This is a genomic window from Streptomyces sp. NPDC086023, from assembly GCF_044540325.1.
GTDB lineage: Bacteria > Actinomycetota > Actinomycetes > Streptomycetales > Streptomycetaceae > Streptomyces.
In genome coordinates this window covers 495481-514285 of record NZ_JBITRX010000002.1, presented here as the reverse complement: position 1 = coordinate 514285, position 18805 = coordinate 495481, and the positions used below count along the sequence as shown (strand labels likewise).

Genomic DNA, 18805 nt, shown 5'->3' with positions numbered 1-18805 from the left:
GGGGGGCCTATGGACAAACCGGGGGGTGATGTTGGACTTCCGCGGTACGGGTCCCCCGGCGGCTACCTCGTGGCGCGGGTCAGTCCCTGGCCGGCCGCGCCGCGGGAGAGGACGGCCTCGGTGACGCCGGCGTCGACGCGTGCGTACTCGGCGCGCTTGCGTGCGGCGCGGGAGCCGGGTGCGGGGTCGCAGGAGGCGCACTCCACGCGGAAGGGCGGCTCCATGTCGGAGTACTGGGTGAGGTATTCGGCCTTGGTGACGTCGAAGCGGCCGGGGTGGGCGGTGGAGGGGGTGAAGGTGAAGCGGGGTACGGAGGACCAGTTGCCGCGCTTCATCTCCGGCGGGGCGAAGCTGGCGACCTGGTCGCCCATGCCGTAGACGACCCAGGTGCCGTTGACCTTCTCGTAGGGCTGCGGCACGTGGTTGTGCGTGCCGAGGATCAGGTCGACGTCGGGGAGGCCGCCGGTGCGGGCGGCGGTCAGGGCGCGGGCGAGGTCGCGCTGCTGTGCGTCGGGGGCGGTCTGCCATTCGGTGCCCCAGTGGACGCTGAGGACGACCACGGCGGCGCCGGCCCGCCGGGCGGCGCGGGCGTCGGCGAGGATCCGGTCGCGGTCGAGGAGGTTCACGGCCCAGGGCCGGCCCTCGGGGAGGGGGATGCCGTTGGTGCCGTACGTGTACGAGAGGTGGGCGACGGTCGCGCCGCCGGCAGTGAGCAGGGCGGGGGTGCGGGACTCGGCCTCGGTGCGGGCGGAGCCGGTGTGCCGGATGCCGGCCCGGTCGAGGTGGTCGAGGGTGCGGGCCAGGCCCGCGTACCCGGCGTCCAGGGTGTGGTTGGAGGCGGTCGAGCAGCCGTCGTACCCGGTGTCCCTGAGGGCGTCGGCGAGCTGGTGGGGTGCCTTGAAGAGCGGGTAGCCGGTGTAGGGGCCGCCGGGCTCTCCGTACGGTATCTCGTGGTGGCAGAGGGCGAGGTCGGCGGCGGAGACCACGGGTTTGATGCCGGCGAGTATCGCGCGGAAGTCGTGGCCGTCCCCGCCGGCGTCCGCCCGTGCCCGCTGGATGATCGAGGGGTACGGGATGACGTCGCCGGTGGCGACGAGGGTGAAGGGGCGGTGCCCGGCGCCGGGAGCGGGTACGGCGGCGGGGGTGCGCGGGGCGGGCCGGCCGGGGCCGAGCCGCTGGCCGGCGCGGTCCGGTGCGGCGGGGTGCCCGCCGAGCAGTTGGCTCGCGAGGAACGTGCCGCCGGCGGCCAGGGCGAGCCCGGCCACCACCCCCGCGAGCAGCCGCGGCCGTCCGCCGCGCCCGCGCTCCGGCCCTTCGGTCATCCCTCGGCCCCTTCCGCTCCCCCGTCGTCGTGCGGACCACTGTCGCACGGACGTTCGCCGCACGCCGGGGGGTTGAGGCGGGCCGGCGGGTCAGCCGGGCATCTCGGGGAGCAGGCCGAGCTGGTCGAGGAACTCCAACTGGTCGAAGTAGAGCCGGTAGTTGACGATCTTCCCGTCGGCGGCCGTGGCGAAGTCGACGCCCCGGATGCGTACCTCCTTGTGGGTGGCCGGCAGCAGCTCGCCGGAGGGCAGTTCCAGCGGCCCGGTGTTCCGGCCGCGGTAGAAGCCCTCGTCGGCGGCGGTGTCGCCCACCTCGTGCGTGTACAGGTACTCGAAGGTCCCGTCCGGCATGGCGTCCATCATCTGCCGGAAGTACTCGACGATCTCGTCGCGGCCGCGCAGCTCCCCCATGTCCGGGGTGACGGCGACCGCGTCCTCCGCGAAGCATTCGGCGAGGGCCTTGATGTCCCGCGTCTTCGTGAACGCCTCGGTGAGCCGGTCCATGAGTTCCCGCGCCTCTCCCATGATCCACCTCCTGCGAGCACCACGGGTGACCTCCTCATTTTCCCACCGTCCGGTCCGCCGCGCGGGTCGGGCGGCGGCGGGGGATCCTGGAAGCTGCGGGGGTTCCTGGAGCCGACGCCCCCGGGGAGGCGCCCATGGATCCGGTGGCCGCGCTGCGGCGGATCGCGTTCCTGCTGGAGCGCGCCCAGGCGCCGACGTACCGGGTACGGGCCTTCCGCACCGCCGCCGACCAGGTGGCCGCCCTGCCCGCGGGCGAGGCGGAGCGGCGGGCCGCGGACGGCACGCTGGAGCAGGTGAAGGGCATCGGTCCGAAGACGGCCGGGGTGGTCCGCGAGGCGCTGGGCGGCGAGGTTCCCGCGTACCTGCGGAAGCTGGAGGCGGAGACCGAGGAGCGGCTGGCCGGCGAGGCCGCGGGGCGGGGGCTGGGCGACGGCGGCGAGGGGGCGCTGACACTGCGCCGGGCCCTGCGCGGCGACTGCCACCTGCACTCGGACTGGTCCGACGGCGGTTCCCCGATCGAGGAGATGGGGCGTACGGCCGCGGCGCTCGGGCACGAGTGGGCGGTGCTGACGGACCACTCGCCGCGCCTGACGGTGGCCCGCGGGCTGTCGCCGGAGCGGCTGCGGGAGCAACTGGACGTGGTGGCCGGGCTGAACGAGGAGTGGGCGCCGTTCCGGCTGCTGACCGGCATCGAGTGCGACATCCTCGACGACGGCTCCCTCGACCAGGAGCCGGAGCTGCTGGAACGGCTGGACGTGGTGGTGGTGTCGGTGCACTCGAAGCTGCGGATGGAAAAGCGGGCGATGACCCGGCGGATGGTGGCGGCGGTGCGGAACCCGCACGCGGACGTGCTGGGGCACTGCACCGGGCGGCTGGTGACGGGCCGGGGACGGCCCGAGTCGGAGTTCGACGCGGCCGAGGTCTTCGCCGCCTGTGCGGAGGCCGGTACGGCGGTGGAGGTCAACTCCCGCCCGGAGCGTCTGGACCCGCCGCGGCGGCTGCTGCGCCGGGCCGTGGACGCGGGGGTGCTGTTCGCCATCGACACCGACGCGCACGCCCCCGGTCAGCTGGACTGGCAGATCTACGGGTGCGAGCGCGCCGTGGAGTGCGGGGTGCCGGAGGAACGGGTGGTCAACACCTGGCCGGCGGACCGGCTGCTGGCGTGGACGCGCGGGGAGGAGCCGTGAGCGACGTGCCGGTGGGAGCGCAGGGTGCGGGCCGGGGCGGCGGGCGGGGCGCGGAGGGGCCGCCGCCGGAGTCGGGGGCGGGCATCGACTGGTCGGGCACCCGGGGCGCCCGGGCCTTCGCCGCGGTGGAGGCGGCCACGGACTGGCTGCTCGGGTACCCCTTCGTCTTCCGGGCGCTGGCCCCGCGGGTGGGCGGTGACCGGCTGCTCGTCGACTACGGCTGCGGTCCCGGCCGGGTGGCCGATCTGGCCGCGCGCACCCTGGGCGCCCGGGTCGTGGGCGTGGACACCTCCGCGCAGATGCTGGCGCTGGCCCGGGCCGGGGCGTCGGCCGTGGCGGAGTTCCTGCCGGTCGAGGACGGCCGGGTCACGGGGCTGCCGGACGGGTGCGCCGACGCGGTGATGTGCAACCACGTACTGGCCTCGCTGCCCTCCGAGGAAGCGGTGCTGGCGGTGCTCACGGAGATCCGGCGGCTGCTGCGGCGGGGCGCGCCGGTGGTGCTGCTGTCGACGGACCCGGCGTGTGCGGGGATCGAGTACGCCTCGCTGCAGGTCGGCCGGCCCGGCGCCGCGTACGGGCCGGGCGACGGGATGCCGCTGTGGCTGCGGCTCGGCGACGGGTCCTGGCAGGAGGTGCGCAACCATGCCTGGCCGCCGGGGGCCGTGGCCGGGCTGCTGGAACGGGCCGGTTTCGCGGCGGTCTCACAGCACCGGCCGACGGTGGCGGAGGCCCTGGCGGTGGCGGATCCCGCGCACGTGCAGAGCCGGGACTGGGCGGCCGAGCGGGCCCGCCCGCCGCTTGTGGTCACCACCGCGCTGGCGGTCTGAGCGGGGCGGCTCGGACGGTCGCACCCGTGCGCGGTCCTGGCCCGGCGGGGCGCGCCGGGTGCCGAACCGCCGTACCCCGGGTGCCGGACCGTACGCCGGGTGCCGGACCCCGTACGCCGGGCGCCGGACCGCCGTACCCCGGGCGCCGGACCGCCGGACCGCCGGACCCCGGGTGCCAGACCGCCGTACGCCGGGCGCCGGACCGCCGTCGGGTCCACGCCCGGTGCCGGGCGGTCAACCCCCCTCTTCCGGCGGGGCGCCGGGCGCTGGTGCGCGCTCCGGGCGGCTTCCTATGCTGCCGGGGCGCCGCCGATCCGGCGCCCCGAGAGCTCCTTCCGTGCCCGTCACCCCGGAGGTTCCGTTGGCCGTCCCGTCCCGCCGTGTTCCGCGCACGGCCGCCCTGATCGTCGCCCTGGCCGCCGCGTCGGCCGTGGTCACCGGCCCCGCCGCGGTCGCCGCCCCGGCCGCCGGCCCGGCCGCCGGCCTCGCCGCGGCGGTCACCGCGGCCACGGCCGTCACCGTCGGCAACCCCGGCACCCAGACGAACCTCCAGTACGACTACGTCAGCCTGCAGATGACGGTGGGCGGCGGCACCCCCGGCTACCGGTGGTCGGCCGTGAACCTGCCGACCGGCCTGACGATCAACGCGTCGACCGGTCTGATCTCGGGCGTGGCCCGCGGCGCAGGCACGCGGACGGTCACGGTCACCGCCACCGACGCGACCGGCGCGACCGGCAGCGCCACCTTCGGCTGGCGGGTCATCCGGGACGCCTGCCCGCGCTGCTGAGCGGGGGCGGGTCGGGAGGGGCGAGGCCGCGCGCAGGGGCGCGGCCCCGCCCCTCCGGCACACCCGGGGTACGGGCCGGGGGCTCCGTCAACTCCGTCGACCGCCCCGGTCCCGCGTCGTCATCCGCGGCCGTCCCGGCCCTCCTCGTCGGGAGAGGGCAGGAATCCGATGCACTCGACGTCGATCTGGTCGGCGATCTCGCACAGGGCACAGGCCAGGGCCATGACGGTGCCGGGTTCGAGCTCCGTCTCGTCCTCCCCGACCGTCTCGACCCAGCCGGCGCCGAGGCGGCGGAGCAGGGCGGTGACCTCGCCGGCGGGGATGAGGAGTCCCCCGTCGGGCTCGGAGACCAGCGGCACGGATGCGTTGTCCATACGCACCGGCTACCCGGCCCGGCCGTGCGTACACGCCCCTTCTCGGCCCGCTGCCCGGGCTGCCGCGCCCCCGGCCGCCGGGGCTATGATCACCGCGCCCGGCGGGCCCGGGCGATCGCGGACGCGGGGGGATGCATGGGGCGGACGAGCGGTGTGCCGGCGCGGAGCGGGCGGCGCGGGCCCGGGCGGCGGGCGTTCCTCGGACTGGCGGGCGGGCTGGTGGCGGCGGGGCTGCCGGGGCTGGCCGGCTGCGCCGAGGAGCCGGTCGCGGACCACCTGCGGGTGCGGACGGACACCGGGCCGCTGCGGGAGCGCTTCGCGCTGCTGGGCGAGCTGTCCGACGCGCACTGGCTGGGGTACGACGTCGACGGCGCCGGGAAGCGGGAGACCGTGCCCGGCCCCGACTCGCGGATCAGGATGGTCGGGGTGGCCCGGCCGGCCGCGGACACGCTGCGGGCCACTCTGGATTCGCGGCCGGACGGCGAGAGGTTCCGGGAGGCGGCCCCGCTGGGCACCGTCCCGGCTCCGCTGGCCCCGTACCTGCCCGAGCGGACCGGCTGGCAGGAGAACACGGCGTACGACCTGCTGGTCCTGGGCGGGGGCAAGGACGGGGCGGCGGTCGACGACCGGGCCGACGGGCGGTTCCTGCTGCACGAGGGGCGCGGCCTGGTGTGGTTCGACGCGGTGTTCCTGTACGGCTGACGGCCGGCCCCCGACGGGCGCGGCCGGCAGGCCCCGGCCCCCGGGGCGCCTTCGAGCCCTTCGGGCTGTCGGCTCTCCCGCCCCGTCCGCTCAGGCGCCGGCGAGCACCGCCACCGCGTTGTGGCCGCCGAAGCCGAAGGAGGTGCTCACGGCCACCGGACCGGCGCACGGCCGCGGGACGCCGGTGACCACGTCGAGGTCGACGCCCGGGTCCGGGTCGGTGAGTCCGGCGGTCGGGGGCACGCTGCGCTCGGTCAGGGCCAGGACGGTGAGGGCGGCCTCGATGACACCCGCGGCGCCGAGGGTGTGGCCCAGGGCGCCCTTGGCCGAGGTGACCGGCGGCCGGTGGGGCAGGACCCGGCGCAGTACGGCGCCCTCCACCACGTCGTTGAGGCGGGTGCCCGTGCCGTGCGCGTTGACGTGTCCGACGTCCCCGGGGGCGGTGTCGGCGTCGGCGAGCGCGGCGCGGACGGCGCGTTCCGCTCCGCGGCCCTCGGGGTCGGGGGCGACCAGGTGGTGGGCGTCCGTGGTGGCGGCGTAGCCGATCAGCCGGGCCAGCGGACGGGCGCCCCGCGCGGCGGCGTGCTCGGGCCGCTCCAGCACCAGCGCCCCGGCGCCCTCGGCGATGACGAAGCCGTCGCGTGCGGTGTCGAAAGGCCGTGAGGCGGTGCCGGAGAGGGCGCCGAGCTGGGTGAAGCCGGTGACGTAGAGGCGGTTGACGGCGGCCTCCGCCCCGACGACCAGGGCGAGGTCGCACTGGCCGGTGGCGAGCAGGTCGCGGGCGATGCCGAGGGCGGTGGTGCCGGCGGCGCAGGCGGTGGAGGTGGCGAGGGCGGGGCCGGTCACGCCGTACCGGAGGGCGATGTTGGCGCACACCATGTTGATCAGGTGTCCGGTGAGGAAGTACGGGGAGACGAACGCGGGGCCCTGGCCGGCGATCCGGGCCTGGGCCTGGTCCAGGGTCTGCGTGCCGCCCGCGGCACCGCTGGTGACGACGGCGACCCGGCTGCCGTCCCAGCCGGCCGGGTCGAGCCCGGCGCGGGCGAGTGCCTGGTCGGCCGCGACGAGGCCGAAGCGGTCGACGGGGTCCAGCCGGACCGTGCCGCGCCGGCGCAGCATCGGGTGGTCCAGGGGCGGGACCCGGCAGCTCAGGGAGACGGACAGGCCGGCCAGGGCGGGGTCGGGGGCGGCGGTGGGGAGGCCGGCGCGCACACCGGCCCAGGTGCTGGCGGTGTCGGGGCCGGCGGGGGTGACCAGGCCGAGGCCGGTGACGACGGGGTCGCGGCGGGCCGCGCGGCGGCCGGTGGGTGCCGGGTGGGCGGGCGCCGGACGGACGGGCACCTGGCGGAAGGGCTCCGGGCGGGTCAACGCTCCGCCCGGCGGGCCTCGACGATCACGGCCGGCTCGGCGGGGGTGCCGACGAGCAGCTCTCGCGGGACGTCGAAGGCGGGGGCGGGTATGGGGGCAGGGGTGGGTACGGGGACGGGGACGACGGTCATGTCGGCTGGCCTCAAGGGGGATTCTCGCGCGGGACGCGGGGGGTTGAACAGGGGAACGGAGTAACGAGCCCCGGAGCGGGGGCGTTCTCGTGTCCCAAGAACTATCACGGCCGTTTGACTCCTCAAAGTCCTTGTAGTGTGCGGGAGTTGACTCACCATCAAGGGTTCGGAAAGAGATCGTTTGTGTCCGAAGGCGTCAACGAAATGATCGGGGCGGCGGCCGCGGAATCCCGGTTCGGACGGCGGCTGCTCGGCGGGGCGGGGCAGGTCGACGCGGGCGGGCCCGTACCGGCACTCCCCCGCGCCGCGGCCCCGCCGAACCGGCTGCCGGGGCATCGGGCCGGCGGTCCGGCGGTCCGGCGGTCCGGCATCATCGGTAGGAGGGGGGGTGGGAGTGGTGATGCGGCTGTCGTTCCTCGAACCCCTCTACGCGGAGTCCGGGCCCTTCGCCTCGGTGTACCTGGACACCTCGCGGGACGTCGAGCACCCCGACCGGGCGCTCGCGCGCCGCTGGCACCGGCTGCGTGCGGACCTCGCCCGGCAGGGCGCGGACGCGGCGCTGCTCGGCGCACTGGAGGACGCGGTGGGCTCGGACGCCGGGGTGCCGGGCAGCCACGGCCAGGCGGTCTTCGCCGCCGGCGGCGCGCTGGTCCTGTTCGATGAGCTGCCCCGGCCGCCCGCCCGCGACCGGGCGGTGTACGGCCCGCTGCCCGATGCCATGCCGCTGGTCGCCCAGCACCTGCCGGAGATCCCGTACCTGGCGGTGGTGGTCCACTACGGCGGGCCGCCGACGGCCGCCGCGCACGGCTGGGTGACCGTGGAGGCCGAGGCCGGCAGCTGGCCCGCCTCCTCCGTCGGGCCCGGCCCGCGGCTGCACCACCACGTGCGGGTGTCGGACTGGCACCACAGCTCCGTGCGCCTGGGCCACGCCCTGGACGACCGGGCCCGCCGGGCCCACGCGGACCTGGTCGTGGTCGCCGGGGACGAGTGGGCGGGCAACGTCCTGGTCCGCCGGCTGCCGCACACCCTCCGCGACAAGGTGGTACGGGCCCGCGGCCCCACTCCCACCGACACCGGGCGTGCCCTGCTGGAGCCGCAGCTCCGCGCCCTGCTCCAGGGCCGGCTGGCCGGCCACGACCGGGACCTGGTGAACGTCTTCATCGGGCGCCGCGGCCTCGGCGGCCCGGCCACCGAGGGTCTCGCCGACACCGTCGCCGCCCTCCAGCGCGGCCAGGTGGAGGCCCTGCTGCTGAACCGCCCGCCGCCGCCCTCGCTCCGCCTGTGGACCGGCCCGCGCGCGACCGAGGTCGCGCTCGCGGAGGCCGACCTGCACGCCTTCGGCGTCCGGGCGCCGCACGAGGAACCGGCAGACGAGGCGCTCGTACGCGCCCTGGTCGGCACGCGCGCCGAGCTCACCGTCGTCCCGGAGGCCTTGCTCCCCCTCGACGGCGGCGTGGGCGCCCTGCTCCGGTACTCCGACGCGGGCCGCACCTGGTACGACGCCCCGCCTCCCTGACCCGGCTGGCCTGGCTAGAGCCGCTGGTACGTGCCCACGAGGGTGCCGGACGCCAGCGTCAGGTCCCGGACCGCGGCCAGTACGTCGGCCACACCGGGCCGCTCCGGCAGCCGTACCGGCCGGGCGAGGGCGTGGAGGCGGAAGAAGCAGCGGTGCGGGCCGTCTCCCGCGGGCGGCAGCGGGCCGCCCCAGCCATCCCGGCCGAAGCCGTTGGGCCAGGACCGGCCGCCGTGCGGACGGGCGCCCTCCTCCACCCCGCCGGTCCACGGGTCGATGCCCGTGACGAGCCAGTGCAGGAAGGAGCCGTCCGGGGCGTCCGGGTCCTCGCAGAGCAGGAGCAGCTCCGCGGTGCCCCTGGGGGCCGCTGTCCAGGTCAGGGGCGGTGAGACGTCCTCCCCCTCGCCGGTGTACCGGCGGGGGATCTCCGCGTGGTCGGCGAAGACGGGACTGGTCAGCAGGATTTCGGTCACGGGCGCCGCCCTACCCGCCCGCGCCCCTCCCCGTACCGCTCGCGGCCCGCGTTCCACCCGACCGGCCGCCGAACCACCCGGCCGGCCACCGAACCACCCGACCGGCCGTGCATCCCCGCGGCCGGCGACGGGCAGGGCTCCGCGCGGCGGGGCATCCTGGACTGGAGTGGTGTGCGGCGGCCGCCGCGCCCCTCGCGCCTTCCTGAACCCCCTGGGGGACGTCATGGAACTCGGCTTTCTGAAACCCCTCTTCTCCCGGCAGGGGCCCTGGGCCTCGGTGTACGTGGAGACCCGCCGCTCGACGGAGGACGCCCAGCAGATCCAGGCGCTGCGCGAGCGCGCCGTGGCGGCGCAGCTCATCGACGCGGGCGCCGACGCGTACACGGTGCGGGCGGTGGCCAACCAGCTGATGGCGGAGCCGGTGCGCGGCGCCCCGCCCGGGCGGGCGCTGTTCGCCGCGGGCGCCGAGGTGGTGCTGGACATCCCGCTCGGCCGGGCGCCGGCCGCCACCGAGGCGACCTGGTCGTTCCTCCCGCACATCGCACCGCTGACGGACCTGCGCGGCGACGGGCCGGTCTGCCTGGTCGCGTCCGTGGACCGGACCGGCGCCGACCTGGAGCTGCGCGACGGCCTGCGCCGGGAGCCCCTGGGCCAGGTCCAGGGCACCGAGTGGCAGGGGCGCGGGCACCGGAGCATGCCGGACGACCGGCACGAGTGGCACTACCGGAACAAGGTGGAGAACGCCTGGAACGAGACGGCCGGCACCATCGCCGCCGAGGTCGCCCGCCAGGCGCGGGAGTGCGGCGCGGAGCTGGTGCTGCTGGCCGGCGACCAGCGCGAACGGCGGGCTGTGCTGCACCGGCTGCCCGATCCCGTCCGGGCGGCGGCCGTGGAGACGGCCGTCGGCGGCCGGTCCCCCGGGACGTCGGCCGAGGCGCTGGACCGGGAGGTGGCGCTGGCCTGCGAGACGTTCTCCCGGAAGCGGATCGAGAACGCGCTGGAGCGGTTCCGCATCGGCCGCGGCAGGCCGGGCGAACACCGCGAGACCGGCGTGGACACCGGCCCCGGCGAGGCGGCCGAGGGGGTGCCGGCCGTCGTGGACGCCGTACGCACCCACCAGGTGGCCACCCTGCTGCTCGCGCCTGAGGGTGCGGACGCGGGGCGCTCGGTGTGGATCGGGCCCGGCGTCGACGACGTGGCGGTGCAGCGCGGCCAGGCGAAGGCGATCGGTGTGGACAAGCCGATTCCGGCGCGGGCGGACGACGCCCTGCTCCGGTCGGCGGCCGCGGCGGGCAGCGAGGTCCTGGTGGTCCCGGCGGGCATGCCGGGCCCGGCGGGAGGCCTGGGCGCAGTCCTCCGCTGGAGCACCTGAGCCCCGGCCTCCCGACCTCGTCGGGGCCCGCCCCCGGCCCCGACGGGCCGGGCCGGCGGGGCCGGAACCCCGGTTCCCTGTACGGCGGATGAAATGGGCAGTGCCCCGGACCGTGGTCGGTCCGGGGCACTGCCGGTGGGCCTGGATCAGCCGTGCTTCACGTCGCCGGTGGCTCCGGACTCCAGGTAGACGGCGGTGCGGTCGCCCTGCGGGACGAGCAGGACGAGGAACTCGGCCTTCTTCGGCGTGGTGAAGCCGAGGAACATGTCGTACTTCGCGCTCGGGTCGAGTTCGAGGCCGAACTGCTCCATCGTCTCGTCCTCGAACGGCGGTTCGGTGGGCGGGATGATGCGGTCGCCGATCCGGCTCGGTGCCAGGGCCGGCCACTGGACCGGGTTCGTCAGGTCCACTCCGTGGGCCTTCAGGTACCCGTCGACGCAGTCCTTCGGGACCGTGAAGCTCGTCGCCAGCCGGGTGTCCGGCCAGGACGTGGTGCCCGAGAACGTAAGGATCTCGGTCTGGCACGCCGGCAGGTCCAGCGCGAAGGCCTTCAGCAGGTCCTCCCGGCTCTCGGCCGCGCACCCGGTGACGAGCGGTGCGGCGAGGACGGCCGCGGCGAGGAGGCCCCGGAGGGCCCCCGGCCGCCGGCCGGCCCCGGATCGTGTCCTGGCCTTGTTCTGCATGCGTCCCTCCGTGACGTGGTTCGGCCGTGGTGCGGTGGGCCCCCGGTCAGGTCACCGTCTCGTCGATCTTCTCGTTCTTGCTGCCCTGGACCATGTAGTCCCTGGCGAGCCCGAACCTGTGCAGTTCGGCGAAGTGCCCCAGGTCCACGCCCTTGAGGACCTCGCCGTAGTCGAAGTTGTAGTCCTTGAACACGTCGACGCGGGTCTCGCCGGTGACGCGGAACCGGCCGTCGGCCTGCTTGGTCATGGTGAGGGTGCCGCTCTGGCGGTACTGGAACCCGCGCAGGGCGAAGTTCAGGTCGTCGTCGTTCGTGCCGAACTCACCGGTGCGCCACCTGCCGTCGACGGAGACGCTGCAGGTCGTGCCGGGGCCGCCGAGACAGTTCCGCGCCGCCCTCTGCAGGTAGCCGCGCATCAGCAGGGAGCGCTTTTCCGACCACTTCTCCTCGCCGAGGAGACGGTCCATCTGGGTGCCGGAGAGGTTGTACGGGCTGTCGGGCCGCGTGGTCCAGTGACCGTACAGCTCGCAGGCCAGCGGGCCCTTGTAGCAGGTGGCGAGGTGGCCGGCGGCCATGACGCCCAGCTGCTTCTGGATGCCGATGTACTCCCAGAGGGCGGCCGAGTCGTACTCGGGGTGCTCGTCCTGGTCGGAGTCCGGCCCGTCGGCACCGTCCTCCGCGGTGACCTTGACGTCGGCCGGGGCGGTGTTGCGGTAGCCGTCCAGGAACTTCTGGAGGGCGATGCCCATCGCTTCGACGGCCGCGGTGGCCGCCACCGTGGCGTCCTTGCCCGCCTGGTACGCGGCGGCGCGGGCCGACAGGGCCGAGCCCTGGGCGTCCGCGGCGTACGCGGCGGCCTGCGCGGCCGACTGGCGGGCGGAGGCCGCCGAGGCGCTCGCGTCCCGGGCCGCGGACTGGGCCTTGGCAGCGGCGTTGCGGGCGAGCTTGGCCGAGTCGGCCGCCTGGCGCGCCGACTCGGAGGCCGCGTCCGCGGAGGCCTTGGCGGAGGCCGCGTACTTCTCGGCCTCCTTCTTGGCCGCCACGGCCTCGTTGGCCGCCTTCAGGGCCTCTTCGGACGCCTTCCGCGCGTTGGCGGCGGCTTCCACGGCCTGCTGGGCGTTCTGGTGGGCCATGGAGGCGGTCCTGGCCGCGCCGGCGATCAGGGCCTCGACGCTCGCGGCGTGGGCCGCGGCGTCCTGGTCCAGCTTGGCCGCGCGGTAGCGGCCGACCGTGACGAACTCGTGCAGCATGTCCGCCGGGCCTTCCAGAGCGACGAACGCGGCCGCCTTGACCTGGTCGCCGCCGGCCGCCTTGAGCTGCAGCGCGGTGGCCCGGTCGTCCTCCTCGCGGGCCGCGTTCCAGCCGGTGTCGAGGAAGGCGCGCAGGGCCTCGGAGGTGCGGGCGTCGACGGCGGCCGTGGCGGCCTCCTTGACCCGCGGACCGCCTGTGGAGGCGATCTGGAGGACCTTCATCCGGTACTCCTCCGTCTGGGCGTCGTGCTGGCCCGTCTTGAGGAAGGCGGTGATGCCGGCGTACGAGCCCTTCAGGGCGGTGGCCGCGGCCTTGCGCACGCCCGGCGCGGAGCCGATGTCGGCGAGGTTGCTGACGCGGGCCCAGTCGTCCTGTTCCTCGGACTTCTTGCGCAGGCCCTTGAGCCAGGCCTGCACCTCGGCGTCGGTGCCGGTCAGCGCGGCCTCGGCGGCCGAACGGGTCCAGGGACCGCCGGTGGTGACGAGGCGCAGGGCGGCGGTGCGGCCCTTGGCGACCGCGGTCGCCGGGGCGGTGCCCGGGGCCACCGCGTCGGCCAGGAGCCTCGTGGTCTCCGCGTCGCGGCGGGTGGCCTCGACGCGGTTGTCGTCGGCCCGCTGCGCCCGCTCCCGCTCCTGCTCCTTCAGCTCGGCCGCGGCCCGGGCGAACTCGCCCTTCTGGGCCTCCAGCTGGGCCTTCTCGGTCGCGCGGGCGGCCTTGAAGACCTCCTGCGCCTTCGCCACGGCGTCGGATGCGGTCTTCGCCGCCGCGACGGCGGCCGTGGCGTGCCGGGCGGAGGCGTTGGCGTACTCGACGGACTTCCCGGCCTGGGCCACGGCCTCGTCGGCGGCCTTCGCCGCGTTCCGGGCGTGCCGGGCGGCGTCCGTGGCCGCCTTGTGCGCGCCGCGGGCGGCGGTGGCCGCCGTGTCGGCGAGGCTCTCGGCCGCGTTGGCGGCGTTGGTGGCGGTGGCGGCGGCGCTGCGGGCGCGGGCGGCCGCGTCGGAGGCCCGGCGGGCCTCGTCGGCCGCGAGGCCCTTCATGGCGCCGGCTTCGGCCGCGGCGGTCGCGGCGGCGGCCGCGTGCCGGCCGGCGCCGGCCGCGGAGCGGGCCGCGGTGAGCGCGCCCGACAGCGCCTCGATGGCGTTGGCGACGGCGGCGGCGGCGGTCTCGGCACCCGCCGCGGCGTCGCGCGCCTGCTGCGAGGCCTGGCCGGCGGCCTTCGCCTGGCCGGCGTCGCGCCAGGCGGCGGTGGCGGAGTCGTACGCGCGGGCGGCGGCGTTGCCCGCCGCGGCCGCGGCCGACGCAGCCGAGGCGGCCGCGCTGGCCGCCGTACGGGCCGCGGAGATCGCGGTGTTGGAGGCGCGGATGGCCGTACGGGCCGCCGCGGCGGCCTGTCCGGCGGCGCTGGCCGCTTCGCGGGCCTTGCGGGCGGCCTCCTGCGAGGCCTCCTTGGCCTGTCCCATCTCCCGCTTGGCGGTCTCGGCCGCGGCCTTCGCCTTCTCGGCGGTCTCCTCCGCCTTCTTGGCCGTCGCCTTCGCCGCTTCCGTCTCGGCCTTGGCGGTCTCGCCGGCCTTGGTCGCGAGGTCGGCGAGCTGCGTGACGGTCAGGGTCTCCTGGTCACGGGCGCGGGCCACCTGCTGCCCGTTCACCAGGAACTCGTTCATGTCGGCCGGGGTGCCGCCCAGCGCCTCCTGCGCGGCCTTCTTGAGGGCCGGGCCCGCGGAGGCGGAGATCTGCAGGATCTCCATGCGCTGGTCCTCCTCGCGGGCTGCCGGATAGCCCTTGGCGAGGTAGTTCATCAGGGCGTCGGCGGAGCCCTTGTCGATGGCCTGGGTACCGGCGGCGCGTACGGAGTCCCCGGCGCCGTTCATGGTCTGCAGGACGGCCATGCGCTGGTCCTCGACGAGCGCCTCGCGCCACCCCGAGGCGAGGTAGGCGGCGAGCTGTGCGGGTGTGCCGCTGAGGGCCGCGTTGAGGCCCTTGCGGACCGAGGGCCCGCTCTCGTTCATGAGTTGGAGCGCCTTGACCCGGTTGTCGGTCTGGACGAGGTCGGGCGCCTGCTTCACCAGGAAGTCGTGCACGGCGGTGTCGTCCGCCGTGAGGACCTTCTCGGCGGCGTCCCTGGTCTCGTCGCCGCCGGTCAGCCAGAGCTGGAACAGCTGGGCCCGCTCGTTCGGCGGGAGGGCCGCCGCGCGCGGCGCGGCCGGGGCGGCCGATGCCGCCGTGGTGCCCAGGGCGCCCGCGCCCATGGCGAGGGACAACGCCCCCGCGACCGCCGCGCGGACCATTGTCCCGCCCCGCGACGGCCTTGCTCGAAAGCGTTTGTCGCTTCCCAACACTTCGCATTCCCCCAATTACGCAAAGCAAAGTCGGCCTTTGGTCAGTGGCCGATCACCGCAATGGATGAACGGCCATGCTCGCACCCGCCGGGAGGTGCCCCGATCCGCCCTGACGCCTCGTCGAACAGGGAATACGGCGTTCCGCATATCGGACACCGTGCGACAACTTCCTTACGGGACAAGTGAATTGATTGACCGTCAAATAAGTTTTCAGGCACGGACAATCAAGCGAAGTCGATCTTTGTTAGCCATGTCACAAGCGCTTGATTCCGGTTTACCCGGGGTCACTTGATACAAATGCCAACGCCGTCCGGGACCACAACTGACCAATGTGCGTGGCGGGCTGGGGCAACCAGGGGGGAACGACGGGGAGCCTGGTGCCGGCCGGACGGCCTACCGCAGGCATTCGCCTGCCTCCCCGTCGCAAGACCGTGAAAAGAGGAAGCTCGTGAAGCTTTCCCCTGCCGTCATCCTCACCGCCGCTCTGGCCGGAGTCGTCACCATGGGCGGCGTCGCCGTGGCCGTGGACAGCCGTGCCGGCGAGACCGTCGCCCAGGCCGCCGCGGAGCTCCCGCCGTCCGCCGTGGAGGACTTCGCGTACCCGCAGGCCGACGCCGACGCGGCCCTCAAGGCCCGGGGCATCAAGCTCAAGAGCGGCGACGGGCACATCATGTACGCGGCGTGCACCGCCGTCGACGACCCGAGCCGCATCGAGGTCTACAGCCACACGGAGCCGAACAAGCCGTTCTGCTTCCGCGTCACCGGTGCCGCCGGCTCCCTGGTCCTCGAACTGCCGCGGGTCTACGCCGTCCGGGCGGGCGACTACAAGGTCCACGTCGACATGACCGTCGAGAAGTCCGAGGTCTCCTTCGACGTGCCGAAGAACGAGTGGGTGGGCGTCGGCAAGACCACCGACCCCCAGAAGCGCGACCACGCCCTCGTGGCCCTCACCGCCTCGAAGTAGCGACGGCGCGCACCACCGCACGAACATGAGGGGGAACATCATGTCCGCTCCACACCCGGCCGCCCGGCGGGCGGCCGGCCTTGCGCTGGCCACCGCCACGGTGGCGGCCGGCCTGGCCTCGGCCGGCACCGCGCACGCCCTGGAGGGCCCCGAGGCACCGGCGGGCCGCCACACCTCCGTCGTCAACCTGACCCTGGGCGACGGGGAGCACACCCGGGGCTGCTCCGGCACCCTGATCGACTCGTACTGGCTTGCAACGGCGGCCAGTTGCTTCGCCGGCACGCCGGGGGGCGCGGTGCGGGCCGGCGAACCCGCGGTCAAGGCCACGGCCGCGTTCGCCGGCGGCCGGAGCGTACGGATCACCGAGCTCGCCCCGCGCGCCGACCGCGATCTCGTGCTGGCCCGGCTGGCCACCCCGGTCACCGACGTGCCGACCGTGCGGACCTCGACCGCCGCACCGGCCGCGGGCACCGAGCTGACGGCCGTCGGCCACGGCCGTACGCGGACCCAGTGGGTGCCGGGGCGTGCGCACACCGGCACGTTCACCGTCAACGCGAGCGACGCCGGCACGCTGTCCGTCACCGGCAAGGGCACCGACGTCCTGTGCAAGGGGGACACGGGAGGCCCGCTGCTGACCGCCGCGGGCGAGCTCGTCGGCGTCAACACCCGCTCCTGGCAGGGCGGGTGCCTCGGCACCGCGCCGACGGAGACCCGTACGGGAGCGGTCGCCGCCCGCATCGACGACCTCGCCGACTGGATCGCCCGGACCACCGCACCGCGCCGATCGGCCTCCTCCCACGAGGCCGGCGGGACCGGCCGGGTCCGCTGGGCGGACTTCGACGGGGACCGTCGGCCCGACTACGTGACCGTGGCGGACAACGGCGAGGTCAAGGTCTGGCTCAACCACGGCGGCGACCCGGCGGGCGCCGGCGGCTGGGCGGCCCTCGGCCGGGTGGCCACCGGCACGACCACCGACCGCAGCCGGGTGCGGCTGGCGGACTTCGACGGCGACGGCCGGTTCGACTACCTCGTCGTCAAGACCGACGGGTCCGTCGACGTCTGGCTCAACCGCGGCGGCGACGTGAGCGGCCCCAACGGCTGGCAGGCCGTCGGCCAGGTCGCCTCCGGCGTCACCACCGACCCGGGCAGGGTCCGCTTCGCGGACTGGGACGGCGACGGCAGGACCGACTACCTGGCCCTCGGCGACAGCGGAGCCGTCGACGTGTACCTCAACCGCGGCGGCGACCGGGTCGCGCCCTGGCAGCACGTCGGCCGCGTCGCGACGGGCGTGACAGGCGACCGCAGCCGGGTCCGCTTCGCCGACGTCGACGGAGACGGCAGGGCCGACTACCTCGTGATCAAGGCGAGCGGGGCCGTCGACCTGTACCTCAACCGGGGCGGCGACGTCGTCGCCAACGGCTGGCAGGCCGTGGGCCAGATCGCGACGGGCGTGACCACCGACCACCACCGCGTCCAGTTCGCCGACTTCACGGGCGACACCCACGCCGACTACGTCCTCGGCGGCAGCGGCACCGACAGCAGCGCCACCGTCTACGGATGGAACGGCGGCGACCCGGCCGGCGCCGCCGGCTGGACCAACGTCGGCAGGGTCGCCACCGGCGCCTGATCCGACGGCACACGAGCCGACGGCTCCCGAGTCGCCGGCTCCTGAGCCGACGGCTCCCGAAGCACCGGCACTCGGGTCGACGGCGGCAGACGCCGCCGGCCCTTCACGGCACGGGACCGCCTCCCGGTCCGCCGATCCCCGGCGGCCGCACCCGCCCGCGCCCGGACACCCCGTCCGGGCCCCGGGAGCGGCCGCCTTCCGAGAACTTCCGCCTCCGCACGAGGCACCAGAGGAACAACCATGTCCAAGATCCGCGCACGTGCGTGGACGGGTGCGACGCTCACCGCCGTCACCCTCAGCTCGATGATCTCCACCGGCACCGCCCAGGCGGTGGTCGGCACCCCGGCCGCCGACGGCCAGTACGCCTTCACCGCGAAGCTCGCCGTCGGCGAGGACACCGCGAGCCGGGCCTGCACCGCCACCCTGGTCGACGACCTGTGGCTGGCCACCGCCGCAAGCTGCTTCGCCGACCGCCCCGGCGCGCCGGTGCCCGCCGGCAAGCCGGCCCGCAAGGCCACCGCCACCTTCGCCAACGGCCAGGTGCTGCCCGTGACCGAGCTCCGGCCCAGGGACGACCGGGACCTGGTCCTGGCCCGGCTGGAGCGCCCCGTCACCGGCATCACGCCGGCCAGGACGGCCGCGTCGGCCCCTGCCCAGGGCGAGGCCGTCACGGCCGCCGGCTTCGGCCGCACCAGGACCACGTGGGTGCCCGGCACGCTCCACACCGGCCGCTTCGGCGTCACCGGCACCTCCGCGACGACCGTCTCCGTCACCGGCAGCGGCACCCCCGGCGACGCGATCTGCAAGGGCGACACCGGCGGCCCGCTGCTGCGCGGCACCGGTGCCGGCGCCGAACTCGCGGGCGTCGCCGTCCTCTCCTGGCAGGGCGGGTGCCTCGGCACCGCGCCGACGGAGAACCGTACGGGCGCCGTCGCGGCCCGCACGGACGACATCAGGCCGTGGATCGAGAAGACCATCGCCTCGACCTTCTCCCTGATCGGCGCCGGCTCGAACCGCGCCCTGGACGTGGCAGGGCCCGCGTGGGACGCGCCGGTCCAGATCTGGGACGCCTGGGGCGGCCCGAACCAGCAGTTCACGTACACCGATGCCAAGGAACTCCGGGTCTTCGGCGACATGTGCGTCACCCCGTCCGGCGGCGTCGCGAAGGCCGGGGCCCGGCTCATCTCCTGGCCGTGCAACGGCGAGGCGGCCCAGAAGTGGAACGTCAACGCGGACGGCACCGTCACCGACGCCGCGAACGGCCTGTGCCTCAACGTCAACGGCGAGAAGACGGAGAACGCCTCGCCGATCGGTCTGTGGTGGTGCAACGGCAGGCCCAACAACCTCTGGAAGAAGGTCTGACC

At 75.6% G+C, this 18805-nt stretch carries 17 protein-coding genes; 9 read left to right on the top strand and 8 right to left on the bottom strand.

Annotation, left to right across the window (positions count from 1 at the left end; translation table 11 throughout):
• Positions 1–62: 62 nt before the first annotated feature.
• Both ACIF6F_RS05630 and ACIF6F_RS05625 read right to left on the bottom strand, forming a co-directional pair.
• Positions 63–1322: a CapA family protein gene (locus ACIF6F_RS05630; protein WP_399941621.1), complete on the bottom strand. Its 1260-nt coding sequence runs from the start codon at positions 1320–1322 to the stop codon at positions 63–65.
• Between the two features lie 90 nt (positions 1323–1412).
• Positions 1413–1847 (bottom strand): ester cyclase, encoded by a 435-nt coding sequence (locus tag ACIF6F_RS05625; protein ID WP_399941618.1) that lies wholly within the window; start codon positions 1845–1847, stop codon positions 1413–1415.
• A 134-nt stretch (positions 1848–1981) separates the two neighbouring features.
• On the opposite strand from ACIF6F_RS05625, the gene ACIF6F_RS05620 reads away from it, so the two are divergent.
• The 3 genes from ACIF6F_RS05620 (at position 1982) to ACIF6F_RS05610 (ending at position 4648) form a co-directional block, all read left to right on the top strand.
• On the top strand, positions 1982–3034 hold the full coding sequence (locus ACIF6F_RS05620) for a PHP domain-containing protein (protein ID WP_399941615.1): 1053 nt from the start codon (positions 1982–1984) through the stop codon (positions 3032–3034).
• Positions 3031–3861 (top strand): class I SAM-dependent methyltransferase, encoded by an 831-nt coding sequence (locus tag ACIF6F_RS05615; RefSeq protein WP_399941613.1) that lies wholly within the window; start codon positions 3031–3033, stop codon positions 3859–3861. The genes ACIF6F_RS05620 and ACIF6F_RS05615 overlap by 4 nt, the downstream gene beginning before the upstream one ends.
• A gap of 361 nt (positions 3862–4222) precedes the next feature.
• Positions 4223–4648, top strand: a complete 426-nt coding sequence (locus tag ACIF6F_RS05610) for a putative Ig domain-containing protein (RefSeq protein WP_399941610.1) — start codon at positions 4223–4225, stop codon at positions 4646–4648.
• A 119-nt stretch (positions 4649–4767) separates the two neighbouring features.
• Here ACIF6F_RS05610 and ACIF6F_RS05605 read toward each other — a convergent pair whose 3' ends face one another.
• Positions 4768–5022, bottom strand: coding sequence for a DUF6213 family protein (locus tag ACIF6F_RS05605; protein ID WP_399941608.1), 255 nt, complete (start codon positions 5020–5022; stop codon positions 4768–4770).
• A gap of 135 nt (positions 5023–5157) precedes the next feature.
• Between ACIF6F_RS05605 and ACIF6F_RS05600 the strand changes: the two genes are divergently transcribed.
• Positions 5158–5724: a hypothetical protein gene (locus ACIF6F_RS05600; protein ID WP_399941605.1), complete on the top strand. Its 567-nt coding sequence runs from the start codon at positions 5158–5160 to the stop codon at positions 5722–5724.
• A gap of 90 nt (positions 5725–5814) precedes the next feature.
• Here ACIF6F_RS05600 and ACIF6F_RS05595 read toward each other — a convergent pair whose 3' ends face one another.
• Complete coding sequence (locus ACIF6F_RS05595) at positions 5815–7092, bottom strand: beta-ketoacyl-[acyl-carrier-protein] synthase family protein (RefSeq protein ID WP_399941602.1); 1278 nt, start codon at positions 7090–7092, stop codon at positions 5815–5817.
• Positions 7089–7223: a hypothetical protein gene (locus ACIF6F_RS05590; protein ID WP_399941600.1), complete on the bottom strand. Its 135-nt coding sequence runs from the start codon at positions 7221–7223 to the stop codon at positions 7089–7091. The genes ACIF6F_RS05595 and ACIF6F_RS05590 overlap by 4 nt, the downstream gene beginning before the upstream one ends.
• Before the next feature lie 388 nt (positions 7224–7611).
• Here ACIF6F_RS05590 and ACIF6F_RS05585 point away from each other — a divergent pair, with 388 nt between their 5' ends.
• Entirely contained in the window at positions 7612–8739 is a 1128-nt protein-coding gene (locus tag ACIF6F_RS05585; RefSeq protein ID WP_399941597.1) for a hypothetical protein, read from the top strand.
• Positions 8740–8753: 14 nt separating this feature from the next.
• On the opposite strand, the gene ACIF6F_RS05580 is transcribed toward ACIF6F_RS05585, so the two are convergent.
• Entirely contained in the window at positions 8754–9209 is a 456-nt protein-coding gene (locus ACIF6F_RS05580) for a YbhB/YbcL family Raf kinase inhibitor-like protein (RefSeq protein WP_399941594.1), read from the bottom strand.
• A gap of 223 nt (positions 9210–9432) precedes the next feature.
• Here ACIF6F_RS05580 and ACIF6F_RS05575 point away from each other — a divergent pair, with 223 nt between their 5' ends.
• Positions 9433–10581, top strand: coding sequence for a hypothetical protein (locus tag ACIF6F_RS05575; protein WP_399941592.1), 1149 nt, complete (start codon positions 9433–9435; stop codon positions 10579–10581).
• A gap of 146 nt (positions 10582–10727) precedes the next feature.
• Here ACIF6F_RS05575 and ACIF6F_RS05570 read toward each other — a convergent pair whose 3' ends face one another.
• A complete protein-coding gene (locus tag ACIF6F_RS05570; protein WP_399941590.1) occupies positions 10728–11264 on the bottom strand; it encodes a hypothetical protein in 537 nt (178 codons plus the stop codon).
• Positions 11265–11310: 46 nt separating this feature from the next.
• Complete coding sequence (locus ACIF6F_RS05565) at positions 11311–14799, bottom strand: chemotaxis protein (protein WP_399941587.1); 3489 nt, start codon at positions 14797–14799, stop codon at positions 11311–11313.
• Between the two features lie 499 nt (positions 14800–15298).
• On the opposite strand from ACIF6F_RS05565, the gene ACIF6F_RS05560 reads away from it, so the two are divergent.
• From ACIF6F_RS05560 to ACIF6F_RS05550, 3 genes are all read left to right on the top strand, one after another.
• Positions 15299–15814 carry a hypothetical protein gene (locus ACIF6F_RS05560; RefSeq protein WP_399941585.1) on the top strand — a complete coding sequence of 172 codons (516 nt, stop codon included), beginning with the start codon at positions 15299–15301 and terminating at the stop codon, positions 15812–15814.
• 40 nt (positions 15815–15854) lie between these two features.
• The gene (locus tag ACIF6F_RS05555) at positions 15855–17441 is read left to right on the top strand and encodes an FG-GAP-like repeat-containing protein (RefSeq protein ID WP_399941582.1); all 1587 of its coding nucleotides are present in this window, start codon (positions 15855–15857) and stop codon (positions 17439–17441) included.
• A 240-nt stretch (positions 17442–17681) separates the two neighbouring features.
• Positions 17682–18803: a trypsin-like serine protease gene (locus tag ACIF6F_RS05550; RefSeq protein ID WP_399941579.1), complete on the top strand. Its 1122-nt coding sequence runs from the start codon at positions 17682–17684 to the stop codon at positions 18801–18803.
• The last annotated feature ends 2 nt before the right edge of the window (positions 18804–18805 follow it).